This is a genomic window from Gemmobacter megaterium (assembly GCF_900156815.1).
In the GTDB taxonomy this organism is placed as follows: Bacteria; Pseudomonadota; Alphaproteobacteria; order Rhodobacterales; family Rhodobacteraceae; genus Wagnerdoeblera; species Wagnerdoeblera megaterium.
This window is the reverse complement of sequence record NZ_FTOT01000001.1, coordinates 463890-484305: the sequence shown is the minus strand read 5'-3', so window position 1 is coordinate 484305 and position 20416 is coordinate 463890. Positions and strand designations below refer to the sequence as shown.

The window sequence follows — 20416 nt, the reverse complement described above, 5'->3', positions numbered from 1 at the left end:
CTTTCACGGACGTTCCCAAAATGACCGATACCCCCGATGCCGTTTTCGCGGCCCTGCACAAGGCAGCCGATGCTGCCCATGGCGCCAAATTGTTCACCGTGACGGTGATGGACCGCGCGGCCGGCCTTGTGCGGCGCGGCTATACCTCGCACCCGGTGGAATATCCCACGACGGCCACCAAGCAGATGGGCGGCAATGGCAGCGAATGGTCCGATCAGGTGATCGGTCGCGGCCAGCCCTTCATCGCCAATACCACGCCGGAATTCGCCCGCTATTTTGCCGACCACGAGACGATCACCGCGATCGGCTGTGCCTCGGCCATGAACATCCCGGTGATGCAGGACGGCCAGGTCGTGGGGACGGTGAACATCCTCGACAAGGAAAACCACTTCACGCCGCAGGTGGCCGCCGATTTCGTTGCCTTGGTCGAGGCCCATCGCCCTGCCCTGCTGGCGGCCATGGCGAATGTCCCCATGGGGACTGCCGCATGACCCGGCTGGATCGCCTGCGCGCGCGGATGGCCGCCACCGGAACGACGCTGGTCGCCCTGGCGCCGGGCGCGCACATGCACTGGCTGCTCGGCTTTGCGCCGCACCCCGACGAACGGGCCTGCCTGCTGCTGGTCGGGCCGGAAAAGGCAGGATTCGTCATGCCGGTGCTGAATGCCGGGGATGCGCGGCAGCACACCGACCTGCCGTTCTGGGACTGGGCCGATGCCACCGGACCCATGGCGGCGGTGCAGGCCGCGCTGGATGCCGTTGCCCCGGCGCCTGCGAAACTCTCGCTCGACGAATCCATGCGGGCCGACCATGCGCTGCTGCTGCTGGACAACCTGCCGAACTGTGCGCGCAGCTTTGCCGCCGAGACGGTGGGCGCGTTGCGGATGATCAAGGATGCCGCAGAACTGGCCGCGCTGGAGGAAAACGCCCGCATCGCCGATGCAGCACAGGCTGCGCTGCGCGCGGCTTTGCGCGATGGCCTCACCGAGGCGGATCTGGCGGCCGTTGCCCGCGCCGCCTTTACCGAGGCAGGCGCGACACCGACCTTTGCCATCGTGGGCGCGGGTGTGAACTCGTCGTTTCCGCACCATCACACCGGCAGCACCGTGGTACGCCCCGGCCAGCCCATTGTCTGCGACATCGGCGGCGCCAAGGCGGGCTACAATTCGGACATCACGCGCATGGCCTGTCTGGGCGAACCGCCCGAGGGCTATGCCGAGGTGCACGCCGTGGTGGATGCCGCCGTCGCGGCAGCCCTGGCCGCCATCCGTCCGGGTGTTCCCGCGCGCGTGGTGGATGAGGCCGCGCGCGGGGTGATCGTGGCGGCGGGCTATGGCGATTACTTTACCCACCGCACCGGCCATGGCCTTGGATCCGAGGTGCACGAACCGCCCTACATGACCGGCACGAACGATCTGCTGCTGGAGGAAGGTATGGTCTTTACCGTGGAACCCGGCATCTACCTGCCGGGCCGTTTCGGAATCCGGCTGGAGGAGGTGGCGGTCGTCACCGCCACCGGCGTCCGCATCCTGTCGGGCCTGTCGCGCGACCTACACATCGCCTGACACGCGGCCAGAACGACACAGGGCCCGGCCGTGCGGCCGGGCCCATGCCAATCAAGGTCTGGAATCAGGTTTCGGGCGAAACGTATTCCGGCATCGCCTTGAGCTGGTCCTTGGTCAGATCCGAGACGGCGACCATGTCGCCATCGGCATTCGAGAACACACGCACCTGATCGAAGCCCAGCTTCACCCGGTGTTCGCCAAAGCCCAGAAAACCGCCGACATCGGCAATCAGGCCGCTGGCCGCGCCATCGGCGCCCAGTTCCACATCGGCCACCTGGCCAATGCTTTCACCCGCAGGGCCGTTCAGGGCAATGCCCTGCACCTGCTCTGCCGTCACGGTCGAGAAATCCGGCACGGCGGTATAGCCCTCGGGGGCGATCACCGTTCCGGCGCCCAGCGTGGCATCGGGCACCACAGGGGTCGGGGTCGCGGGTGCGTCAACGGCGGGCGGAGTCGTGGGCAGGGTCTCGGTGGTTTGCGCAAAGGCAGGCGCCGACAGCAGCAGGGCCGAAGCGATCAGAACGGAAGCTTGACGTTTCATGGGTAGTCTCCTTTGGGTCTTGCGGCACACGAACGCGATTGTGCTCATGCATGACAGGACAACGCCCCGCCTGCCCGCCGGATCCCTCCCCTATGCGCCCGGATCCGGGGGCCGGGCGGTTCCGGCAACAAGTCGCCAAAACCGCCCGGCCCGCTGCGCAGAACTTTGCCGACCTGGCTGAAACACATGCAGCCGGCCCGTTCCTAGCCTGCGGCAAGCGGCTGCGCGCGTTCCACCAAACGGGCAAAGAACGTCGCACCCACCGGCGCCACATCATCGTTGAAGTCGAAGGCTGCGTGGTGCAGCCCTGCGCCCGGACCCGTGCCCAGGAACAGATATGCGCCCGGACGCGATTCCAGCATGTAGCTGAAATCCTCTGCCCCCATCTCGCGGTCGGCGCGGGCATCGACCAGATCGTCGCCCGACACCTCGCGCGCCACTGCGGCGGCGAACTCCGTCTCGTCGGGATGGTTCACCGTCGGGGGATAGCCGCGATCATAGACCACTTCGGCCTCGACCCCATAGGCGGCGGCATGACCGCTCACGATCTCGCGGAAGCGTCGTTCGGCCAGATCGCGCACATGGGGGGCAAAGCTGCGGATCGTGGCGCAGAACCATGCCTCTTCGGGGATGATGTTCGATGCGGTGCCCGAATGGATCTGCGTGACCGACACCACAAGGCTTTCGATGGCCGAGGTGTTGCGGGACACGATGGATTGCAGCGCGCCGATCATTCCAACGGCGGCGATGATCGGATCGACCGTCTCGTGCGGGGTGGCCCCATGTCCGCCACGCCCGCGCAAGCGGACCCAGGCGGTATCGACCGCTGCCATCAAAGGCCCCGGCGTGGTCACGAACTTGCCAAAGGGCACATTGGGCGCATTGTGGATGCCATAGACCTGCGTGATGCCGAAACGGTCCATCACGCCTTCCTTGACCATCACCTCGCCGCCGCCGCCGTCTTCCTCGGCAGGCTGAAAGATCAGCGCGACCCGGCCTGCGAAACGGCGCGTTTCCGCCAGATATTTCGCGGCCCCAAGCAGCATGGTGACATGGCCGTCATGCCCGCAGGAATGTGCGCGGCCCTTGATGGTGCTTTGATGGACAACGCCGGTGGTTTCCTCGATCGGCAGGGCGTCCATGTCGGCGCGCAGCCCGATGGTGGCCCCCGGCCCCTGCCCGTTGATGATCGCCACGATTCCCGTGGTGGCGATGCCTGCATGGATCTCGTCAACGCCGATCTCGTGCAGGCGTTCGATGATATACGCGGCCGTCTGGTGGCAATCGAAGCTCAGCTCCGGGTGCGCGTGCAGATGGCGCCGCCAGCCCTTCATCTCCTCGGCATAGCCTGCGATGCGGTTGAGAACGGGCATCATGGACTCCTGTAACTGTTCCCGGATATTCCCCGACAGAAGCCCAAAACAGGGAAAGCCGCAATGCCCCCTTCCGACCATGACCCGATCATCTTTGACGCCTCTGCGGGAATCGACCGGCTCCTGGCGATCATGGCGGCATTGCGCGATCCGGTGACGGGCTGTCCCTGGGACATCGAACAGACCTTTGCCAGTATCGCGCCCTATACGATCGAAGAGGCATATGAGGTTGCCGATGCCATCGCCCGAGACGCCTGGGGTGAACTGCCCGGCGAACTTGGCGATCTGCTGTTGCAGGTGGTCTATCATGCGCGCATGGCGCAAGAGGACGGGCGCTTTGGCTGGGATGATGTGGTGCGCGCCATCTGCGACAAGATGGTCGCGCGTCATCCCCATGTGTTTGGCGCACAGTCCCGCGACAAATCCGCCGCCCAGCAGACCCAGGACTGGGAGGCGCAAAAGGCGCAAGAGCGCGGCGCGGCCGGTGTGCTGGATGGCGTGGCACTTGGGCTGCCTGCGCTGACGCGGGCCGTCAAGGTGCAGGCGCGCGCGGCCCGTGTGGGGTTCGACTGGCCAGAAGTCGCGCAGGTGGTGGACAAGATCGCCGAAGAGGCCCGCGAACTGATCGAGGCCCGCGATACCCTGACCCCCGAGGCGATGACCGAAGAATACGGCGACCTGCTGTTCGTGATGGCCAATCTGGCGCGTCATCTGGACATCGACCCCGAGGCGGCCCTGCGCGCCGCGACAGCCAAGTTTACCCGGCGGTTTGCCTATATCGAGGCGCGTCTGGCCGAACAGGGGCGGCGGCCCCAGGACAGCGATCTGGCCGAGATGGACGCCTTGTGGAACGAAATCCGCGCCGCGGACCGGGCGCGCGATTAAGGCGAGTGTTTTTCTCAAATTAGTTGACCTGACTGATTGAGTCGGGTTAATGCGCGGCAGTGACCTGACTGGAGGAACTGCCCGTGTCGATCCGTATCAACCTGCTAGCCACCGCTGCCATTCTGGCCGCAACGCCCGCCCTTGCTGATGAAGTCAATGTCTACACCACCCGTCAGGCCTTCCTGATCGAGCCGGTGATGGAGGCCTTCACCAAGGAGACCGGAATCGCCGTGAACCTTGCCTATGTCGACAAGGGCCTGGTCGAGCGTCTGAAATCCGAAGGCAGCCGGTCGCCCGCCGATCTGGTGATGACGGTGGACATTGCCAACCTGAACCAGATCGTCGAGGCCGATGTCCTGCAACCCGTTGACAGCGCGGTGATGAAAGAGGCGGTTCCCGCCAATCTGCGCAGCCCCGATGGCCTGTGGTATGCCCTGACCAGCCGTGCCCGCGTGGTCTATGCCCACAAGGAGCGCGTCGCGGATGGCGAAGTGACCACCTACGAGGATCTGGCCTCGGACAAGTGGAAGGGCCGCATCTGCACCCGTCCGGGCGTGCATGACTACAACCTGGCGCTGCTGGCGGCGGTGATCGCGCATCACGGCGAAGCGGCGGCCAAGGATTGGGCCGCAGGCGTCAAGGCCAACCTGGCGCGCAAGCCCGAAGGCAACGACCGTGGTCAGGTCAAGGCGGTCTGGGCCGGTGAGTGCGACATCTCGCTGACCAACACCTATTACATGGGCGCCATGCTGGCCGATCCTGAACAGAAAGCCTGGGCAGAGTCGGTGCGCATCATCTTCCCGACCTTCGAGAATGGCGGCACGCATCTGAACGTCTCGGGCATCGCCATGACGAAATCGGCGCCGAACAAGGATGCGGCGCTCAAGCTGATGGAGTTCCTTGTCTCGCCCGAGGCGCAGGCGATCTATGCCGAGAAGAACACCGAATATCCGGTTCTCGCCGGGGCGAAACGGTCGGAACTGGTCGAAAGCTGGGGCGAGTTCACCCCGGATTCGGTGGACCTGACCGAACTGGCCAAGCTGCGCCCCACTGCGCTGCGGATCATGGAAGAGGTCGGCTACGACAACTGATCTGCCGCGACCGACAGGCACACGCCCCGCCAGATCCGTTCTGGCGGGACGTTCCTGTTCCAGCGGCTGCGCCCGTGGCCCGCGCCGGGGGCAGCCCCAGGAATATCCGGCTCAGAACGAAACCAGCAGCCTCAGCATCGCGCCGAGTGCCGCGGCGGCCAGAACCACGCTCCAGGGCGGCAACCGGGCCGTATCAAGTGCCAGCAGGCAGGCACCGACGGCCGCCAGATCGGCAAGCCCGCGGACCGTTCCGGTGAAGATGGGATCGTAAAGCGCCGCAGCCAGCACCCCCACGACGGCGGCATTCGCGCCTTGCATCAGCGATTGCGCGGCTGGAATCGACCGGAACCTCAGCCAGAACGGCAGGGCGGCGATCAGCAGCAGAAATCCCGGCACGAAAATCGCCACTGTCGCCAGGGCCGCACCTGCAATCCCCTGGGGCCCGCCATCGGCAAGGGCGCCAAGATAGGCGGCGAAGGTGAACAGCGGCCCCGGCATCGCCTGTGCGGCGGCATAGCCTGCCAGAAAGGCATCGGGCGCCACCTGTCCGGTCTGGACCACGCCCGCCTCCAGCAGCGGCAACACCACATGGCCGCCGCCGAACACCAGCGCGCCCGCGCGGGCGAAACTGTCGCTCAGCGCCAGCCATCCGGCATAGGGCGCAACCAGCGGCAATCCGGCCAGCAGCAGCCCCAACAGGATCAGCGCCGCCACGCCCTGGCCACGGGTCACGGGGAAGGCGGGCAGCGTGCCCGTCTCGCCGGGCTTGCCCCGGCCTAGCGCAAGGCCCGCCACCGCCCCGGTGACGATCGCACCGATCATGCCGGGCGTGCCGGGCAGCAGCGCCAGCCAGACCAGCGCAGTCAGTGCGATGGTTGCGCGCGCGCCATCGGGGCAAAGCTGGCGTGCCATGCCGCGCACCGCCTGTGCCACCACCGCCACCGCAACGATCTTGAGCCCATGGATCGCCCCGGCCCCGACAGCGCCGCCGGCCCATCCGGCCCCCAGCGCCAGCGCTGCCATCAGCAGCGCCGATGGCAGCGTAAAGGCAACAAAGGCCGCAAGCGCCCCCTGCCAGCCCGCGCGCATCAACCCCAGTGCAAAGCCCACCTGGCTGGAGGCCGGGCCGGGCAGGAACTGGCACAGCGCGACCAGATCGGCATAGGCGCGATCATCCAGCCAGCCGCGCCGCACGACGAATTCCTGCCGGAAGTAGCCCAGATGCGCGATCGGCCCGCCAAAGGAGGTCAGGCCAAGCCTCAGGAAGACGCCCGCCACTTCGGCCAGATGCGCCCTGCGGTCCGGCGGGGGTGGTGGCGGATCGGGTAGGGTCATGGCGTGTCCTTCCGGCTGTTGCGCGACTGTAGTGCCATGGCGGGACAATACCAACATGACAGGCCCAGCCTGACAGGTTCCCGCAGCACCGGGGACCGTTTGGCCAGCCCTGGCGGAACACGCGCTTGCCCCTGCCGCGCGCCCAAGGCACAACGGGCGCATGAGCAAAACCAGCGCCAGTTTCACCTGCACCGGATGCGGTGCCAGCTACCGCAAATGGGCCGGGCGTTGCGACGCCTGCGGGGCCTGGAACACCATCGTCGAAGAGGCGCCGCTGTCCAAGGGGCCGGGTGCCAAGGCGCTGACCACCCGTGGCAAGGCGGTCCCGCTGTCCGACCTGTCGAGCGAGGACGCGCCGCTGCCCCGGCTGGCCAGCGGCATGGGCGAATTCGACCGGGTTCTGGGCGGCGGCCTTGTCCCGGCTTCGGCGATTCTGGTGGGGGGCGACCCCGGCATCGGAAAATCGACCCTGCTGTTGCAGGCGGCGGCCAGCTTTGCCCGCGCAGGCGCCAAGGTGCTGTATATCTCGGGCGAAGAGGCCAGCGCGCAGGTGCGGATGCGCGCGCAGCGGCTGGGCCTGACCGATGCGCCGGTGCAACTGGGCGCGGAAACTGCCTTGCGGGACATCCTGACCACGCTGGACACCGAACGCCCCGCCCTCGCCGTGATCGATTCCATCCAGACCATGTGGCTCGATACCGTCGAAAGTGCGCCAGGATCGGTCAGCCAGGTGCGGGCCGCCGCGCATGAACTGGTGACATTCGCCAAACGGCGCGGCGTCGCGGTGATTCTGGTGGGCCATGTCACCAAGGAGGGCCAGATCGCGGGGCCTCGCGTGGTGGAACATATGGTCGATACGGTGCTGTATTTCGAAGGCGAGCGCGGCCATCAGTTCCGCATCCTGCGCAGCGTCAAGAACCGCTTTGGCCCCGCCGACGAGATCGGCGTGTTCGAGATGACGGGCGCGGGCCTGTCCGAGGTGGCGAACCCTTCGGCGCTGTTCCTGTCGGCCCGCGATGCACCGGCGCCCGGATCGGCCGTGTTCGCCGGGATCGAAGGCACCCGTCCGGTGCTGACCGAGATTCAGGCCCTGGTCTCTCCTGCGCCGCCCGGCTCGCCCCGCCGCACCGTCGTGGGCCTCGATTCCGGGCGGCTCTCGACCATCCTCGCCGTGCTGGAGGCACGCTGCGGCATTCCCTTTACCGGGCTGGACGTGTTCCTGAACGTGGCGGGCGGCCTGCGCGTGTCGGAACCTGCGGCCGATCTGGCGGTCGCGGCCGCGCTCTTGTCGGCGCGCGAGGATGTGGCATTGCCCACCGATATGGTGCTTTTCGGCGAGATTTCCCTGTCCGGCGCCTTGCGCCCCGTCGGCCAGACGGAAAACAGGTTGAAAGAGGCGCAGAAACTTGGTTTCTCACAGGCGGTTGTGCCTGCACGGTCGCGCCTTGGCGGGGCCGATGCGATACGGGTGCGCGAAATGACCGACCTGACAGCGGTCGTTGGCGAAATGTTCGGCGCCGGGTAACCGGCCACAGGGGGCGCAGTCCACCCTGAGGAGTATGGAATGGAAGGCTTCACCCTGATTGACGCGGTCGTCGCGGTCGTCATCGTGCTCTCGGCGATCCTCGCCTATTCGCGGGGACTGGTGCGCGAGATCCTGGCCATTGCCGGTTGGGTCGGCGCTGCCATCCTGGCCTTTGTCTTTGCCGCCCAGGCCGAACCGTTGATCAAGGAGCTGCCCGTCGTCGGCGAGTTCCTGCGCGACAGTTGCGAATTGTCGCGGCTGGCGGCCTTTGCGGCCGTGTTCGCCGTCGGGCTGATCCTGATGGCGCTGTTCACGCCGCTGTTCTCCTCCCTGGTGCAACGCTCAGTGCTGGGCGGCGTGGATCAGGGCCTTGGCTTCCTGTTCGGCGTGCTGCGCGGGGTGATTCTGATTGCGGTGGCCTTTGTCGTCTATGATCGCGCCATCGCCTCGAATTCGGTCGCCATGGTGGACAATTCCCGCTCGGCCAAGGTGTTCGCCTCGTTCCAGCAATCGCTGGAAAGCCGCATCCCCTCGGACGCGCCGGGCTGGATCGTGCAACAATACGAGAACCTTGTCGGCGATTGCTCGGCCCCGCGCACTGCGCCTGCCGCAACCACGCCGCCGGCTGGCAACTGATTGCGCTGCATCGCAGCGCAGGACATGCAGTCGTGACGTGACACTCGGGTGACAAGGCGTTAAGGAGTGCCCCAGCGACGCGCGGATTCGGAGCCCCTCCCATGACCCTGCTGCCCGGCACCCCCTTTGACTGTTTTGCCGATGGCGACAAGCTGAAGGAGGAATGCGGAATCTTCGGCGCCATCGGCCTGACAGATGCCGCAAACTTCGTCGCCCTTGGCCTGCACGCCCTGCAACATCGCGGGCAAGAGGCCGGGGGCATCGTCAGCCACGACCCGGTGGAAGGGTTCAATTCCGCCCGCCGATTCGGCTATGTGCGCGACAATTTCACCCGCGCCGACGTGATGGCCACCCTGCCCGGCTCGCTGGCCATCGGCCATGTGCGCTATTCCACCGCCGGGTCCAAAGGCGCCACCGCCATTCGTGACGTGCAGCCCTTCTTTGGCGAATTCGCCATTGGCGGCTGCGCGATTGCCCATAACGGCAACCTCACCAATGCTGCCCGTCTGCGCAAGGATCTGATCGAGCGCGGGGCAATCTTCCAATCCTCCTCCGACAGCGAATGCATCATCCATCTGATGGCGCGGTCGATGCAGAAAACCCAGGCAGAGCGTCTGAAAGACGCGCTGCGCCTTGTCGAGGGCGCGTTCTCCGTCATCGCCATGACCCGCACCAAACTGATGGGTGTGCGCGACCCGCTCGGGGTACGCCCACTGGTGCTGGGCCGTCTGGGCGATGGCTGGTTTCTCGCCTCGGAGACCTGCGCGCTCGACATCATCGGCGCCGAATTCATCCGCGAGATCGAGCCCGGCGAAATGGTGGTGATCGAGGATGGCGTCCTGCAATCCAGCCGCCCCTTCGCACCCGCCAAGTCGCGGTTCTGCATCTTTGAACAGGTGTATTTCAGCCGCCCCGACAGCATCATCGGCGGCCGCTCGGTCTATGAAACCCGCCGCCAGATCGGCGTGGAACTGGCACGCGAAGCACCGATCGAGGCCGATCTGGTCTGCCCCGTGCCCGACAGCGGAACGCCTGCCGCCATCGGCTATGCGGCCGAATCCGGCATCCAGTTCGGCCTTGGCATCACGCGCAACCAATACATGGGCCGCACCTTCATCGAACCCACCGAACAGATCCGCAACATGGGCGTCCGCCTGAAACTGAACGTCAACAAGTCGCTCATCCGCGGCAAGCGCGTGATCCTGGTGGACGATTCCGTCGTGCGCGGCACCACCAGCCGCAAGATCAAGGACATGATCCTGGATGCCGGCGCGGCCGAGGTGCATTTCCGCATCGCCTCCCCCCCCACCGCCTGGCCGTGCTTTTACGGCGTGGACACGCCCGAACGCTCGAAACTCCTGGCCGCCACGATGACCGAAGACCAGATGCGCGACTGGATCGGGGTGGACAGCCTGAAATTCATCTCGCTCGACGGCCTCTATCGTGCCGCAGGCGAGGCGCAGGGCCGCGACCCGGCGGCGCCGCGCTATTGCGATGCCTGTTTCTCGGGCGAATATCCCATCGCGCCAGCCGACAAGCTGGATCAGGGATTCGAGATGAAGACCGCCGCCGAATGACTGCGGCCATCGGCACAGCACACCGCCCGGCCAGCTTCATCTTGCCGTAAATACCCCACGGGGGTCCGGGGGTGTGAAACCCCCGGCTTCGCCGCCAGCCACCATCCCGAGGCCACCATGCCAGACCACCCCAGCACCGCCCGCAACATAGCCCTTGTCACCGGCGCCTCGCGTGGCCTTGGCGCGGCCATGGCCGAGGCACTTGCCACCCGCGGCTGGCATGTGGTGGCCGTCGCCCGCACCGTCGGCGGCCTGGAAGATGTCGATGATCGCGTCAAGGCCCTTGGCCTGCCAGGTGCAGGCGCGCTGACTCTTGCGCCGATGGACATCACCAACGACGACGCGATGCGCCATCTGTGCCGGTCGCTTCACGATCGTTGGGGCCATGTGGACCTGTGGGTGCATAGCGCGATCCACGCAGCCCCGCTTGCCCCTGCCGGACATCTGGATGCGAAGGACTGGGAGAAATCGGTGGCCGTGAACCTTCGCGCCACCGGCATCCTGATCCCGATGGTCGAGCCGCTGCTGCGGGCGGCCCCTGCTGGCGGCACCGCGCTGTTTCTGGATGACCCGCGCGGCGGGCAAAAGTTCTTTGGCGCCTATGGCACCACGAAGGCGGCCCAGATCCTGCTTGCCCGCAGTTGGCAGAACGAAACCATGCGCACCGGACCACGTGTCCTGATCGAAACGCCTGCCCCGATGGCCACGGCGACCCGCGCCCGCTTTTTCCCTGGCGAAGACCGCGAGCCACTGGCGCAGCCGCGCGACGAAGCGCAGCGCCTGATCGCCATTCTCTGACGGCGCCCTCCGGGGGCGGCGAGACCAGACAGACGGCGATGCCCCCGCCCCGCAGGTAGGTCTTGGCGTATCAAGGTGCACAGCGCCCCGCAGTATCTACCTGCGGCCGATCACACGGTCGCATGGCGCAGACAGCCTTACATCGCATCATTGGTAGGGATGGAGCGGGTGAAGGGAATCGAACCCTCGTCTGGAGCTTGGGAAGCTCTCGCTCTGCCATTGAGCTACACCCGCGACGGTGGCCTGAATACCGCCACGGCCTGTCGGCTGCAAGCCCAAAACTGCGCCTGTGACGCGCAGGGCGCGCCTGGCCGAGGCCTCGGGCCCGTATGCGGCGGATCGGCCCTGAAACCGGCAGACACACAGCCCGCGCACCACCCGTCTGCGGTCGGAAGGAGGCTAGGCAAGGGAGGTAAACCGGCACTGGCGCCCAGCACGACGCAGGGGCTCGCGCGCTGCGCGAGATGCCTCCGGCGGGGGTATTTTCAGCAAGATGAAACAGCGCTGCGCGCAATGGTACTTCGCGCCGAATATCTTGGGCACCTGTCATCTTGACAAAGGAGAAAGTGGCGCGGTTGACGGGGCTCGAACCCGCGACCCCCGGCGTGACAGGCCGGTACTCTAACCGACTGAGCTACAACCGCGCGTGAGGGGTGGAGTATAGGATGGTCCGGGGGGCGTCAAGCGGAAGATCACAGATTTCTGACGTATTTTCGGTGAGGATCTGTCGCGGCACGATCATGCCCGCGGCACGCGGAAAAGCGCGGAACAGAGGGGGCGTCAGGCGCGCTGTGACCGGGCGAACCGGCGCGCGGCATTCCAAAAACACAAGGCCCTGACCGGATGTATGATCCGGTTCAAGGCATTGAGTTCAGGAAGAAAAGTGGCGCGGTTGACGGGGCTCGAACCCGCGACCCCCGGCGTGACAGGCCGGTACTCTAACCAACTGAGCTACAACCGCGCATGAGCTGGGAGGTATAGGATGCGCGGGGGGGCGTCAAGCGGTTGAAGGCGGAATTTGCAGGATTTTTCACCGGCCTGCACAGTGATCTCGAACCCCGTTCCGGCAGCACTCCGGGCCGACGCGAACGGGGCGGCGCGCAGGCCGCCCCCCCTGTCAGCAGCACAGCGCCGGGCGGCAGCCGCCCTGCCCGATCAGCGAAACAGCACCAGCGCGCCAGGCGACCAGGCCACGCGGGTCCGGGTGCCGCGATCCAGCACCGGGCGGCCAAAGACGTTGCGCATCGACAGGCGCACCGGGGCGGCCACGCCATCCAGCCTGACGTCGTAATAGGTCATGTCGCCGTAGTAGACGACCTCCTCGATCACGCCGGGGCTTTCGCGGTCGGTCGCCGTCTGGCCTTCGTAGAGCAGCGTCAGCGTTTCTGGGCGGAAGCCCACCGACACCTCGCCCGTCGCCGCGCCGGGCGACTGGCGCGCGGCGATGTGGCAGTTGCCAAGCCCGGCCACCTCGACGTCAAAGCCATCCACCGTCGTGGTGGCGATGGTGGCGGGGAGGAAGTTCATCGTGCCGATGAAATCCGCCACCTGCCGCGACCTGGGCAGACGATACAGCGTTTCGGGATCATCCAGCTGGGCGATCTGGCCTTCGAACATCACCGCGATGCGGTCGGACATGACCAGCGCCTCTTCCTGATCATGCGTCACCAGAATGAAGGTGATGCCGACCTGGCGTTGCAGCTTGATCAGCTCCACCTGCATCTGCTCGCGCATCTTCTTGTCGAGTGCCGAGAGCGGCTCGTCCAGCAGCAGCACCTTGGGCTTCAGGATCAGCGCGCGGGCCAGCGCCACCCGCTGGCGTTGGCCGCCAGACATGGCATGTGCGGCGCGCTTGCCATAGCCCTTGAGGCCCACCATCTCCAGCGCCTCTTGCACGGCGCGGTCCTTGTCGGCCCTGGATCGCGGATCGCGGCGCAGGCCGAAGCCGACGTTCTGTTCCACCGTCAGATGCGGGAAGATGGCGTAGGACTGGAACACCATGTTCGTCGGGCGACGGTTTGCGGGCACCCCGTCCATGCTGCGCCCGTCGATCCGGAGAACGCCCGAGGACACATCCTCGAACCCCGCGATGGTGCGCAGAAGCGTGGTCTTGCCGCAGCCCGAGGGGCCCAGCAGCGAAAAGAACTCGCCTTGCCGGATCGTTGCCGTGATGCCGCGCAGCGCGTGGTAATCGCCATAGTACTTCTGGATATTCTCCAGCTCGATCAGCGGCTTGCGTGCAGCGCGCTCTGCCTCGGAAACCTTGGAAAGCGGGGGGGCGGATGTGGTCACAGGAAACCTCCGGTATCCTTGCCGCCGGATTTGGCAATCCCACGGCGGCGGAAATATTCGGCGACGGCCAGAAGAACGATGGACAGCAGCACCAGCAGGGTTCCCAGTGCCATGATGACCGGCACCGCCTGCGGAAAGCGGAACTGCGAGAAGATGTAGACAGGCAGCGTGGGTTCGGTTCCCGCCAGGAAGAAGGCGATGATGAATTCATCCAGCGAAATGGTGAAGGAGATCAGCAGCGACGAGACGATCCCCGGCGCCACCAGCGGCAGGATGATCAGCCGGAAGGTGGACCAACGGCTTTCGCCCAGGTCATAGGCGGCCTCTTCCAGCGAGCGGTCCAGCGACTGGAACGCCGAATTGAGGATCGCCACCGTATAGGGCGTGCAGATCAGCACATGGCCCAGGATCACCGTCCAGATCGACAGCGGGATGCCCAGCCCCAGCAGCACCCCGAACAGCGACACCGCCACGATGATTTCCGGCAGCACCAGCGGCAGCATCACCAGCCCGACGATGCCCCCCTTGGCCGGAAAATTGTAGCGGGTGACGGCGCGGGCGGTGAAGATGCCCAGGCAGGTGGCCAGCACGGCCGAAGAACTGGCGATGATCAACGAGTTCTTGACGGCCTTGTGCAGGGTTGCATTGCCGAACATGGCCTCGAACCATTTGGTCGTGAAGCCTTGCAACGGAAAGGAAATGATCGTGCCGTCGTTGAAGGCAAAGATCGGCAACAGCATGATTGGCGCATAAAGGAACACCAGATAGGCAATGGCATAGATCTTGAACAGGCGCCCGCCGGTCATTTCGGCCCCCTCAGGAAGCGTCGGTTCAGGAACAGGAAGACCAGACTGATCGCCGTGACCATCAGCATCGCCGAAATGGCGATGGCAGAGCCTGCCGGATAATTGTCAAGCCGCAGATATTGCAACTGGATCAGGTTGGCCACCATCCGTCCTTCTGGCCCGCCAAGCAGTTGCGGCGTGACATAATCGCCAATGGTCGGGATGAAGACGATCAGGACCGACGCGATCACCCCCGGCATGGCCAACGGCAGGGTAACGCGCCAGAAGGTCATCATGCGGGATTCGCCCAGGTCCTGCCCGGCCTCCAGCAAGGAGCGGTCGATCTTTTCCAGCGCCACAAAGATCGGCAGGATCGCAAAGGGCGCATAGGCATGGGCCAGCGTGATCACCACCGAATTGACGTTGTAAAGGATAAAGGTCAGCGGCTCGTCGATGATCCCCAGCCCAATCAGGCCAGAGTTCACCACGCCGTTGAAACCCAGGATCACTTTCCACAGGAACACCCGGATCAGATAGCTGGTCCAGAACGGAATGGTGATCAGGAACAGCCACATGCTCTTGCGGGAGGGCTTGACGTGAAAGCTGACGAAATAGGCCACCGGAAAGGCCAGGGCCACCGTGACCATTGTCACCAGCATGGCCACCCACAAAGAGCGCAGCATGACTGTGCGCACCAGCGGATCGGTCCAGGCGTCGATGTAGTTCTGCGGCGTGAATTCCCACAGGATGGTCAGATAACCATCGGTCAGAAAGGAATAGACGAACAGCAACCCCAACGGGGCCGCCAGCAATAGCACGGCATAGATCGCCGGCGGACTTATAAGTGCAAGCCCGTTCGCTGCCTCGGACCGGCGAATCCTGTGCAGCACCCCTTCGGAATTCATGGCGCCCCCTGTCGGACGTTTCTTGTCGTTCCGACCATCTTGCACAGGGCGATCACGATGAAAAGCGATTCAGTGCGCGACAACCTCGATGGCAATGGCGCGGCGTTTCAGTTCGGCGTAAAGCGCGGGCAACACGCGTGTTTCTCCGACAGCCGTCTGTAGCGCCTCGCGCAGCGGAGCCGTGTCGGGCATCTCGCCGACCACGCGCCAGACAAGGCGGCAGGCCGCGCCATCATCATAGACGATTTCAGTCTGTCCACGCCGACCAAGGCGCAGGCCGAGGAAATCCGACGCGCCGCGGGCGCTATGAAAGGCGAAACTGGCCATGTTCTGGTCTCGTTGCTGCTTCGATCAGCACAGAGTGCGCGGTGATCTGCCCATGCGTCAATCGCTGCGCGAAATTCCGCCGAGACTAGAGTCTTTCCTGCCACAGGTCAGACAGGCAGATCCGTCGGAGGCGCCGCAAGCAATCGGGTCAGCGCGCCAAGGCCGTTCTGGAACCGGCCCCGCGCCACCGTCCCGCAGATGGCAAGGCGCACGGCATTCGGCGCACGGCCATGCACCAGCGCATATTCATCCGCCGTCCGCAGCAGTACGCCTTCGGCCTCGGCCGCCCGTGCAAAGGTAGAGGCCCGCCAGCCAATCGGCAGATGCAGCCAGGCAAAGGGCAACCCGGCCTGCCAGGCCAGATCGAAGGCGCCCAGCGTGTTGACCATTGCCTCGATCCGCACCGCAAGTTCGGCCCGCACCGCCTCGCGCAATCGCCGCGCCGCGCCAGAGACCAGCAATTCCTCGCAGATCGCGGTCAGGGGGCGCGACAGGGCAAACTGGCCATGTTGCACCGTCAGGCGACCCGCCTCTCCCATTCCGGTCGGGCACAGCACCCAGCCCAGCCGCAACGCAGGCGACACGGATTTCGACAGGCTGCCGACATAGAAGGTCCGTTCCGGGGCAAGCGCGCGAAAGGCAGGAAGATGATCCCCCGAAACCGAATAGCAATCGTCCTCCAGCACAAAGACGTCATGCGCGCGCGCAATCGCGGCCAGATCGGATCGCCGCTGGACCCCCATGCGCACGGTTGTAGGGTTCTGTGCCTCGGTCGTCAGGCAGACCAGTTGGGGCATGTGGCGGCGGCAGGCGGCCTCGAATGCGTCGGGTCGCATCCCCTCCTCGTCCGTCTCGACCCCGATGGGTTCGGCGCGCACCAGCCGCGCGGCGTGACGCAAGCCGGGATAGGCCAGATCTTCGGTCAGCACCACAGGCCGCTCGTCCCGCAGGACGCATTGCATGACCACGTTGATCCCGTGCTGGCCACCATTCGTCAGCGCCAGATCCTCGGGCAGCACCGGGCCCAGCACGATGTCCGACAGCCAGTCACACACCGCCTGCCGCAGGGGCATCTCGTCGCGCTGCGCCGGATACCCCAACCAGGCCCCGTCCAGCCGCCCGGCAGCCGCCCGCATCGCCTGCGCCATGGCCGCACTTTGCCCGACCTCGGGCAACTGCGGCGTGCGCATGTCGATGACCCGGCTGTCGGTTTCGATATGCAGCGGAACCTTCGGACCCGGCCGCGCAGGCTGTGCGATGAAGGTGCCGCGCCCGATCACCGCCTCGGCCAGTCCTTCCTGCGTCGCCAGTTGATAGGCCCGCGCCACGGTTCCCGGCGTGATTCCCAGACGCCAGGCCAGATCGCGCACGGTCGGCAACCGGGTGCCGGGCTCCATCTCCCCACGGCGCACGGCATCCCGCAGCGCCCGCGCAAGTGCCTGATATTTCGGCCCGTCAAAGGCGGACAGATCAGGAGTCCAGATTGTATTCATCACAATGTTTCTCTGGAGGCTGCCATTAATACAATGTATCATAGCATTACGAGATTTCTCGGATTGTATCAATACAAAAGGTGGATCATGATGCCGTCGTCTTCTGCGGGCATCGCCTTCGACAGCGCGATGCGCCCCCTGCCCCCGCTTTCGCGGATCGCCATGGCGATCGCACTGACCGTGGTTGCCTGGGAAACCCGCCGCCGCACCCGCCTTGCAATCCGGCGCCTCGATTCCCACCTGCTGCGCGACATCGGGCTTGACCCGACAGAGGCGCGGACAGAGGCGCAAAAACCCTTCTGGCAGGGCTGACGCCCGCCATCACAGTCCCCTTCCTGGGCCGGAGCAATCCGGCCCTCTTTTTTTGCCTGCACCTCTGGCAGGTATCTGACCGGCCGATCCAGAACGCAAAAGGCCCGCCAGAGTGGCGGGCCTTTCGACAAACCGGAAAACCGGATCAGCGCTTGGAGAACTGGAAGCTGCGGCGAGCCTTGGCCTTGCCGTACTTCTTGCGTTCCACGACGCGGCTGTCGCGGGTCAGGAACCCGGCAGCCTTGAGCGCACCGCGCAGGCCGGGTTCATAAAGCTGCAACGCCTTGGAGATGCCGTGCTTGACCGCACCGGCCTGACCCGACAGACCGCCACCGGAAACGGTGGCCATCACGTCAAACTGGCCTTCGACATTGGCAATCTGGAACGGCTGCTTCAGGATCATCTGCAACACGGGGCGCGCAAAGTAGACGGCCATTTCCTTGCCGTTCACGATGACCTTGCCGGTGCCCGGCTTGACCCAGACGCGAGCGACCGCATCCTTGCGCTTGCCCGTCGCATAGGACCGGCCCAGCGAGTCGCGCACGGGTTCGCGCGGGGCTTCTTCAGGGGCGGCGGCCGAGGTGCCCGCAACAGCGGCCTTCAGGTCGTCGAGCGATTTGATGTCCGACATGATCAGGCGCTCCGCGTGTTTTTCGGGTTCAGGGCTTTGACGTCCAGCACTTCGGGCTGCTGCGCCTCGTGCGGATGGTCGGCCCCGGCATAGACGCGCAGATTGGTCATCTGCTGGCGGCCCAGACGGTTGCGGCTGATCATGCGCTCGACCGCCTTGGTCACCACGCGCTCGGGGTGGTTGCCTTCGAGGATCTGGCGCGCGGTACGGCTCTTGATGCCGCCCGGATGGCCGGTGTGCCAGTAATAGACCTTGTCGTCGCGCTTGGCGCCGGTCATCTGGATCTTGTCGGCATTGATCACGATCACGTTGTCGCCCATGTCCATGTGCGGCGTGAAGGTCGGCTTGTGCTTGCCGCGCAGGATCTTGGCGACGATCGTGGCGAGGCGGCCCAGAACAACGCCTTCGGCGTCGATCAGGATCCACTTCTTCTCGATATCCGCAGGTGTTGCGGTGAAGGTTTTCATGGTGTGGCCTGTGCTTGCAGCGGAGGACCCTGCCCCCGGCGTGAAAGGATGCTGCCGTATGACGCATCCCCCATGCACAGTCAAGCCCGCGAGCATTAATTCTCTACAATTAAATCAATGACTTAACCGCATTGGTATCAATATACCACACAAATCCGCCAAATTCCGCCACCGGCCTCCACCCGACAAAGGGCGAAGGCCATGGCGTAGAGACCCGAACCCGAGCGAAATGCCCCACCGGCGCCCTGTGCCTTACCCCCCCCCGGCATAGATCGGGCCGCGCGTCCCGTCATCAGCCTCGGGCGGCGTCGCGCAGCAACGCCCCCGTCGAAACCGTCGCCGCCACCGCCTCGGGCACCCCCCGGCTGATCATGCGGCGGTAGAGGCGCGCGGCCTGCGGTCCGTTGGCCACGACATCGGGCGGAAGCACCGCCGCATTGGCACGGCGCAGCGCCGCAGATTGCGCCTTGAGCGGCATGGTATCGCGCGCCGTCTCGTGCCCCGGACAGCCGACCAGGATATCCGAAGGCGCGTCCAGCCCGCGCGCAAGGGTTTCGGCATGGGCCACCTCCAGCAACCGGCATTCGGCGGCGATCCGTGCGGTGCGCCCCTGCGGGTGCGGGACAGGTGCGGACACCGCCGTCGCACAGCCTGCAAGCCCCAGTATCAGCACAATGATCCGCATCGCGGCCTCCCTTGCCCTTTGCTCCTGCATGGCCCTATATCGCATCATGCTCAAGACCCGCATCATACCCTGCCTGGATGTCGCCGATGGCCGCGTGGTCAAGGGCGTCAATTTCGTCAATCTGATCGACGCCGGAGATCCCGTCGAGGCTGCGCGCGCCTATGACGCCGCCGGCGCGGACGAGTTGTGCTTTCTCGACATCCATGCCACGCATGAGAATCGCGGCACCATGTTCGATCTGGTGACGCGGACGGCCGAACAATGCTTCATGCCGCTGACGGTGGGGGGCGGCGTGCGCACCCACCACGATGTGCGGGCGCTGCTGCTGGCGGGGGCCGACAAGGTCTCGTTCAACTCGGCCGCCGTCGCCAATCCCGATGTGGTGGCCGAGGCCGCCGACCGCTTCGGGTCGCAATGCATCGTGGTTGCCATCGACGCCAAGACGGTCGCGCCGGGCCGGTGGGAGATTTTTACCCATGGCGGGCGCAAACCCACCGGAATTGACGCGGTCGAATTCGCCCGCACCGTCGCAGACAGGGGGGCGGGCGAAATCCTGCTGACCTCGATGGACCGCGACGGCACCAAGGGCGGCTACAACCTGCCGCTGACCCGTGCGATCGCCGATGCCGTGACGGTGCCGGTGATCGCCTCGGGCGGGGTCGGCACGCTGGACCATCTGGTCGAGGGCGTGACGATGGGCCATGCCAGCGCGGTGCTGGCCGCCAGCATCTTCCACTTCGGCACCTATACGATCGGTCAGGCCAAGGCGCATATGGCCGCGGCCGGCATCCCGGTGCGGCTGTCATGACCGCGACCCTGACCCGCCTGTCCGCAACCATCGAGGCGCGCAAATCTGCCGACCCCGACAGTTCCTGGACGGCCAGCCTTCTGGCCAAGGGCCCCGAGAAATGCGCCGAGAAATTCGGCGAGGAAGCCATCGAGGCCATCATCGAGGCCGTCCGGGGCGACCGCGACAGGCTGGCCTCCGAGGCGGCGGATGTGCTCTATCACCTGCTCGTCATGCTGGCGGCGCGCGATGTCTCGCTGGACGAGGTGATGGCGGTGCTGGATGCACGTCACGGAACCTCGGGCCTCGCCGAAAAGGCGGCCCGGCCAAAGGGCTGATCCGCCCCCCTTTCATCTTGCCTGAAATACCCCGGGGGGCGTGCCGCGGCACGCGGCACCGGGGGGCTG

The 20416-nt window shown here is 65.6% G+C and carries 22 protein-coding genes and 3 tRNA genes; 11 read left to right on the top strand and 14 right to left on the bottom strand.

Translation table 11 applies throughout. The features are described 5' to 3' along the window. Nucleotides 1-20: 20 nt before the first annotated feature. A complete protein-coding gene (locus tag BW970_RS02235) occupies nucleotides 21-491 on the top strand; it encodes a GAF domain-containing protein (RefSeq protein WP_076528263.1) in 471 nt (156 codons plus the stop codon). Next, nucleotides 488-1564, top strand: coding sequence for a M24 family metallopeptidase (locus BW970_RS02230; RefSeq protein WP_076528261.1), 1077 nt, complete (start codon nucleotides 488-490; stop codon nucleotides 1562-1564). The genes BW970_RS02235 and BW970_RS02230 overlap by 4 nt, the downstream gene beginning before the upstream one ends. A 64-nt stretch (nucleotides 1565-1628) precedes the next feature. On the opposite strand, the gene BW970_RS02225 is transcribed toward BW970_RS02230, so the two are convergent. Together BW970_RS02225 and BW970_RS02220 are read right to left on the bottom strand one after the other, a co-directional pair. Beyond that, nucleotides 1629-2105, bottom strand: coding sequence for a PRC-barrel domain-containing protein (locus BW970_RS02225; RefSeq protein ID WP_076528259.1), 477 nt, complete (start codon nucleotides 2103-2105; stop codon nucleotides 1629-1631). A 203-nt stretch (nucleotides 2106-2308) separates the two neighbouring features. Then, nucleotides 2309-3478 (bottom strand): M20 aminoacylase family protein, encoded by a 1170-nt coding sequence (locus BW970_RS02220; RefSeq protein WP_076528258.1) that lies wholly within the window; start codon nucleotides 3476-3478, stop codon nucleotides 2309-2311. A 63-nt stretch (nucleotides 3479-3541) separates the two neighbouring features. Here BW970_RS02220 and mazG point away from each other — a divergent pair, with 63 nt between their 5' ends. Beyond that, nucleotides 3542-4363: a nucleoside triphosphate pyrophosphohydrolase gene (gene mazG, locus BW970_RS02215; protein ID WP_076528256.1), complete on the top strand. Its 822-nt coding sequence runs from the start codon at nucleotides 3542-3544 to the stop codon at nucleotides 4361-4363. A gap of 83 nt (nucleotides 4364-4446) precedes the next feature. Next, complete coding sequence (locus BW970_RS02210) at nucleotides 4447-5454, top strand: Fe(3+) ABC transporter substrate-binding protein (RefSeq protein WP_144038847.1); 1008 nt, start codon at nucleotides 4447-4449, stop codon at nucleotides 5452-5454. A 111-nt stretch (nucleotides 5455-5565) separates the two neighbouring features. On the opposite strand, the gene chrA is transcribed toward BW970_RS02210, so the two are convergent. Then, nucleotides 5566-6789 (bottom strand): chromate efflux transporter, encoded by a 1224-nt coding sequence (chrA, locus tag BW970_RS02205; protein ID WP_076528254.1) that lies wholly within the window; start codon nucleotides 6787-6789, stop codon nucleotides 5566-5568. 160 nt (nucleotides 6790-6949) lie between these two features. On the opposite strand from chrA, the gene radA reads away from it, so the two are divergent. The 4 genes from radA to BW970_RS02185 all read left to right on the top strand — a co-directional run bounded on the left by radA (nucleotide 6950) and on the right by BW970_RS02185 (nucleotide 11325). Further along, nucleotides 6950-8314, top strand: coding sequence for a DNA repair protein RadA (radA, locus tag BW970_RS02200; RefSeq protein ID WP_076528253.1), 1365 nt, complete (start codon nucleotides 6950-6952; stop codon nucleotides 8312-8314). Between the two features lie 39 nt (nucleotides 8315-8353). Then, nucleotides 8354-8950: a CvpA family protein gene (locus BW970_RS02195; RefSeq protein ID WP_076528251.1), complete on the top strand. Its 597-nt coding sequence runs from the start codon at nucleotides 8354-8356 to the stop codon at nucleotides 8948-8950. Between the two features lie 101 nt (nucleotides 8951-9051). Continuing rightward, on the top strand, nucleotides 9052-10527 hold the full coding sequence (gene purF / locus BW970_RS02190; RefSeq protein ID WP_076528250.1) for an amidophosphoribosyltransferase: 1476 nt from the start codon (nucleotides 9052-9054) through the stop codon (nucleotides 10525-10527). 117 nt (nucleotides 10528-10644) lie between these two features. Continuing rightward, complete coding sequence (locus BW970_RS02185; RefSeq protein ID WP_076528248.1) at nucleotides 10645-11325, top strand: SDR family NAD(P)-dependent oxidoreductase; 681 nt, start codon at nucleotides 10645-10647, stop codon at nucleotides 11323-11325. 160 nt (nucleotides 11326-11485) lie between these two features. Here the strand turns inward: BW970_RS02185 and BW970_RS02180 are convergent. From BW970_RS02180 to BW970_RS02145, 8 genes are all read right to left on the bottom strand, one after another. Further along, nucleotides 11486-11559: transfer RNA gene (locus BW970_RS02180), tRNA-Gly, on the bottom strand. Between the two features lie 333 nt (nucleotides 11560-11892). Continuing rightward, nucleotides 11893-11969, bottom strand: a tRNA-Asp gene (locus tag BW970_RS02175). A gap of 240 nt (nucleotides 11970-12209) precedes the next feature. Further along, nucleotides 12210-12286 (bottom strand) — tRNA-Asp (locus BW970_RS02170). A gap of 194 nt (nucleotides 12287-12480) precedes the next feature. Continuing rightward, on the bottom strand, nucleotides 12481-13554 hold the full coding sequence (locus BW970_RS02165) for an ABC transporter ATP-binding protein (RefSeq protein WP_076529170.1): 1074 nt from the start codon (nucleotides 13552-13554) through the stop codon (nucleotides 12481-12483). A 59-nt stretch (nucleotides 13555-13613) separates the two neighbouring features. Then, nucleotides 13614-14423, bottom strand: a complete 810-nt coding sequence (locus BW970_RS02160; RefSeq protein WP_076528246.1) for an ABC transporter permease — start codon at nucleotides 14421-14423, stop codon at nucleotides 13614-13616. Further along, complete coding sequence (locus BW970_RS02155; RefSeq protein ID WP_076528244.1) at nucleotides 14420-15307, bottom strand: ABC transporter permease; 888 nt, start codon at nucleotides 15305-15307, stop codon at nucleotides 14420-14422. Before BW970_RS02155 ends, BW970_RS02160 begins: the two co-directional genes overlap by 4 nt. 69 nt (nucleotides 15308-15376) lie before the next feature. Further along, entirely contained in the window at nucleotides 15377-15634 is a 258-nt protein-coding gene (locus BW970_RS02150; RefSeq protein ID WP_076528242.1) for a hypothetical protein, read from the bottom strand. A gap of 107 nt (nucleotides 15635-15741) precedes the next feature. Then, nucleotides 15742-17127: an aminotransferase-like domain-containing protein gene (locus tag BW970_RS02145; protein ID WP_076528240.1), complete on the bottom strand. Its 1386-nt coding sequence runs from the start codon at nucleotides 17125-17127 to the stop codon at nucleotides 15742-15744. 90 nt (nucleotides 17128-17217) lie between these two features. On the opposite strand from BW970_RS02145, the gene BW970_RS02140 reads away from it, so the two are divergent. After that, nucleotides 17218-17439 carry a DUF1127 domain-containing protein gene (locus BW970_RS02140; protein ID WP_076529168.1) on the top strand — a complete coding sequence of 74 codons (222 nt, stop codon included), beginning with the start codon at nucleotides 17218-17220 and terminating at the stop codon, nucleotides 17437-17439. Nucleotides 17440-17584: 145 nt separating this feature from the next. Here BW970_RS02140 and rpsI read toward each other — a convergent pair whose 3' ends face one another. The 3 genes from rpsI to BW970_RS02125 form a co-directional block, all read right to left on the bottom strand. Beyond that, entirely contained in the window at nucleotides 17585-18070 is a 486-nt protein-coding gene (gene rpsI / locus BW970_RS02135; RefSeq protein ID WP_076528238.1) for a 30S ribosomal protein S9, read from the bottom strand. Between the two features lie 2 nt (nucleotides 18071-18072). Then, nucleotides 18073-18537 carry a 50S ribosomal protein L13 gene (gene rplM / locus BW970_RS02130; protein ID WP_028030564.1) on the bottom strand — a complete coding sequence of 155 codons (465 nt, stop codon included), beginning with the start codon at nucleotides 18535-18537 and terminating at the stop codon, nucleotides 18073-18075. Nucleotides 18538-18829: 292 nt separating this feature from the next. Beyond that, nucleotides 18830-19222, bottom strand: a complete 393-nt coding sequence (locus BW970_RS02125) for a hypothetical protein (RefSeq protein ID WP_076528236.1) — start codon at nucleotides 19220-19222, stop codon at nucleotides 18830-18832. 46 nt (nucleotides 19223-19268) lie between these two features. Between BW970_RS02125 and hisF the strand changes: the two genes are divergently transcribed. Both hisF and BW970_RS02115 read left to right on the top strand, forming a co-directional pair. Continuing rightward, nucleotides 19269-20030: an imidazole glycerol phosphate synthase subunit HisF gene (gene hisF, locus BW970_RS02120; protein WP_076529166.1), complete on the top strand. Its 762-nt coding sequence runs from the start codon at nucleotides 19269-19271 to the stop codon at nucleotides 20028-20030. Then, on the top strand, nucleotides 20027-20347 hold the full coding sequence (locus BW970_RS02115) for a phosphoribosyl-ATP diphosphatase (RefSeq protein WP_076528234.1): 321 nt from the start codon (nucleotides 20027-20029) through the stop codon (nucleotides 20345-20347). Before hisF ends, BW970_RS02115 begins: the two co-directional genes overlap by 4 nt. The last annotated feature ends 69 nt before the right edge of the window (nucleotides 20348-20416 follow it).

Coding starts and splice junctions, on each gene's coding strand:
- radA (WP_076528253.1), top strand. CDS start 6,950: ATGAGCAAAACCAGCGCCAGTTTCACCTGCACCGGATGCGGTGCCAGC.
- rpsI (WP_076528238.1), bottom strand. CDS start 18,070: ATGTCGGACATCAAATCGCTCGACGACCTGAAGGCCGCTGTTGCGGGC.
- BW970_RS02185 (WP_076528248.1), top strand. CDS start 10,645: ATGCCAGACCACCCCAGCACCGCCCGCAACATAGCCCTTGTCACCGGC.
- BW970_RS02225 (WP_076528259.1), bottom strand. CDS start 2,105: ATGAAACGTCAAGCTTCCGTTCTGATCGCTTCGGCCCTGCTGCTGTCG.
- BW970_RS02195 (WP_076528251.1), top strand. CDS start 8,354: ATGGAAGGCTTCACCCTGATTGACGCGGTCGTCGCGGTCGTCATCGTG.
- mazG (WP_076528256.1), top strand. CDS start 3,542: ATGCCCCCTTCCGACCATGACCCGATCATCTTTGACGCCTCTGCGGGA.
- BW970_RS02230 (WP_076528261.1), top strand. CDS start 488: ATGACCCGGCTGGATCGCCTGCGCGCGCGGATGGCCGCCACCGGAACG.
- BW970_RS02125 (WP_076528236.1), bottom strand. CDS start 19,222: ATGCGGATCATTGTGCTGATACTGGGGCTTGCAGGCTGTGCGACGGCG.
- rplM (WP_028030564.1), bottom strand. CDS start 18,537: ATGAAAACCTTCACCGCAACACCTGCGGATATCGAGAAGAAGTGGATC.
- purF (WP_076528250.1), top strand. CDS start 9,052: ATGACCCTGCTGCCCGGCACCCCCTTTGACTGTTTTGCCGATGGCGAC.
- hisF (WP_076529166.1), top strand. CDS start 19,269: ATGCTCAAGACCCGCATCATACCCTGCCTGGATGTCGCCGATGGCCGC.
- BW970_RS02145 (WP_076528240.1), bottom strand. CDS start 17,127: ATGAATACAATCTGGACTCCTGATCTGTCCGCCTTTGACGGGCCGAAA.
- BW970_RS02140 (WP_076529168.1), top strand. CDS start 17,218: ATGCCGTCGTCTTCTGCGGGCATCGCCTTCGACAGCGCGATGCGCCCC.
- BW970_RS02155 (WP_076528244.1), bottom strand. CDS start 15,307: ATGAATTCCGAAGGGGTGCTGCACAGGATTCGCCGGTCCGAGGCAGCG.
- BW970_RS02115 (WP_076528234.1), top strand. CDS start 20,027: ATGACCGCGACCCTGACCCGCCTGTCCGCAACCATCGAGGCGCGCAAA.
- BW970_RS02220 (WP_076528258.1), bottom strand. CDS start 3,478: ATGCCCGTTCTCAACCGCATCGCAGGCTATGCCGAGGAGATGAAGGGC.
- chrA (WP_076528254.1), bottom strand. CDS start 6,789: ATGACCCTACCCGATCCGCCACCACCCCCGCCGGACCGCAGGGCGCAT.
- BW970_RS02235 (WP_076528263.1), top strand. CDS start 21: ATGACCGATACCCCCGATGCCGTTTTCGCGGCCCTGCACAAGGCAGCC.
- BW970_RS02160 (WP_076528246.1), bottom strand. CDS start 14,423: ATGACCGGCGGGCGCCTGTTCAAGATCTATGCCATTGCCTATCTGGTG.
- BW970_RS02150 (WP_076528242.1), bottom strand. CDS start 15,634: ATGGCCAGTTTCGCCTTTCATAGCGCCCGCGGCGCGTCGGATTTCCTC.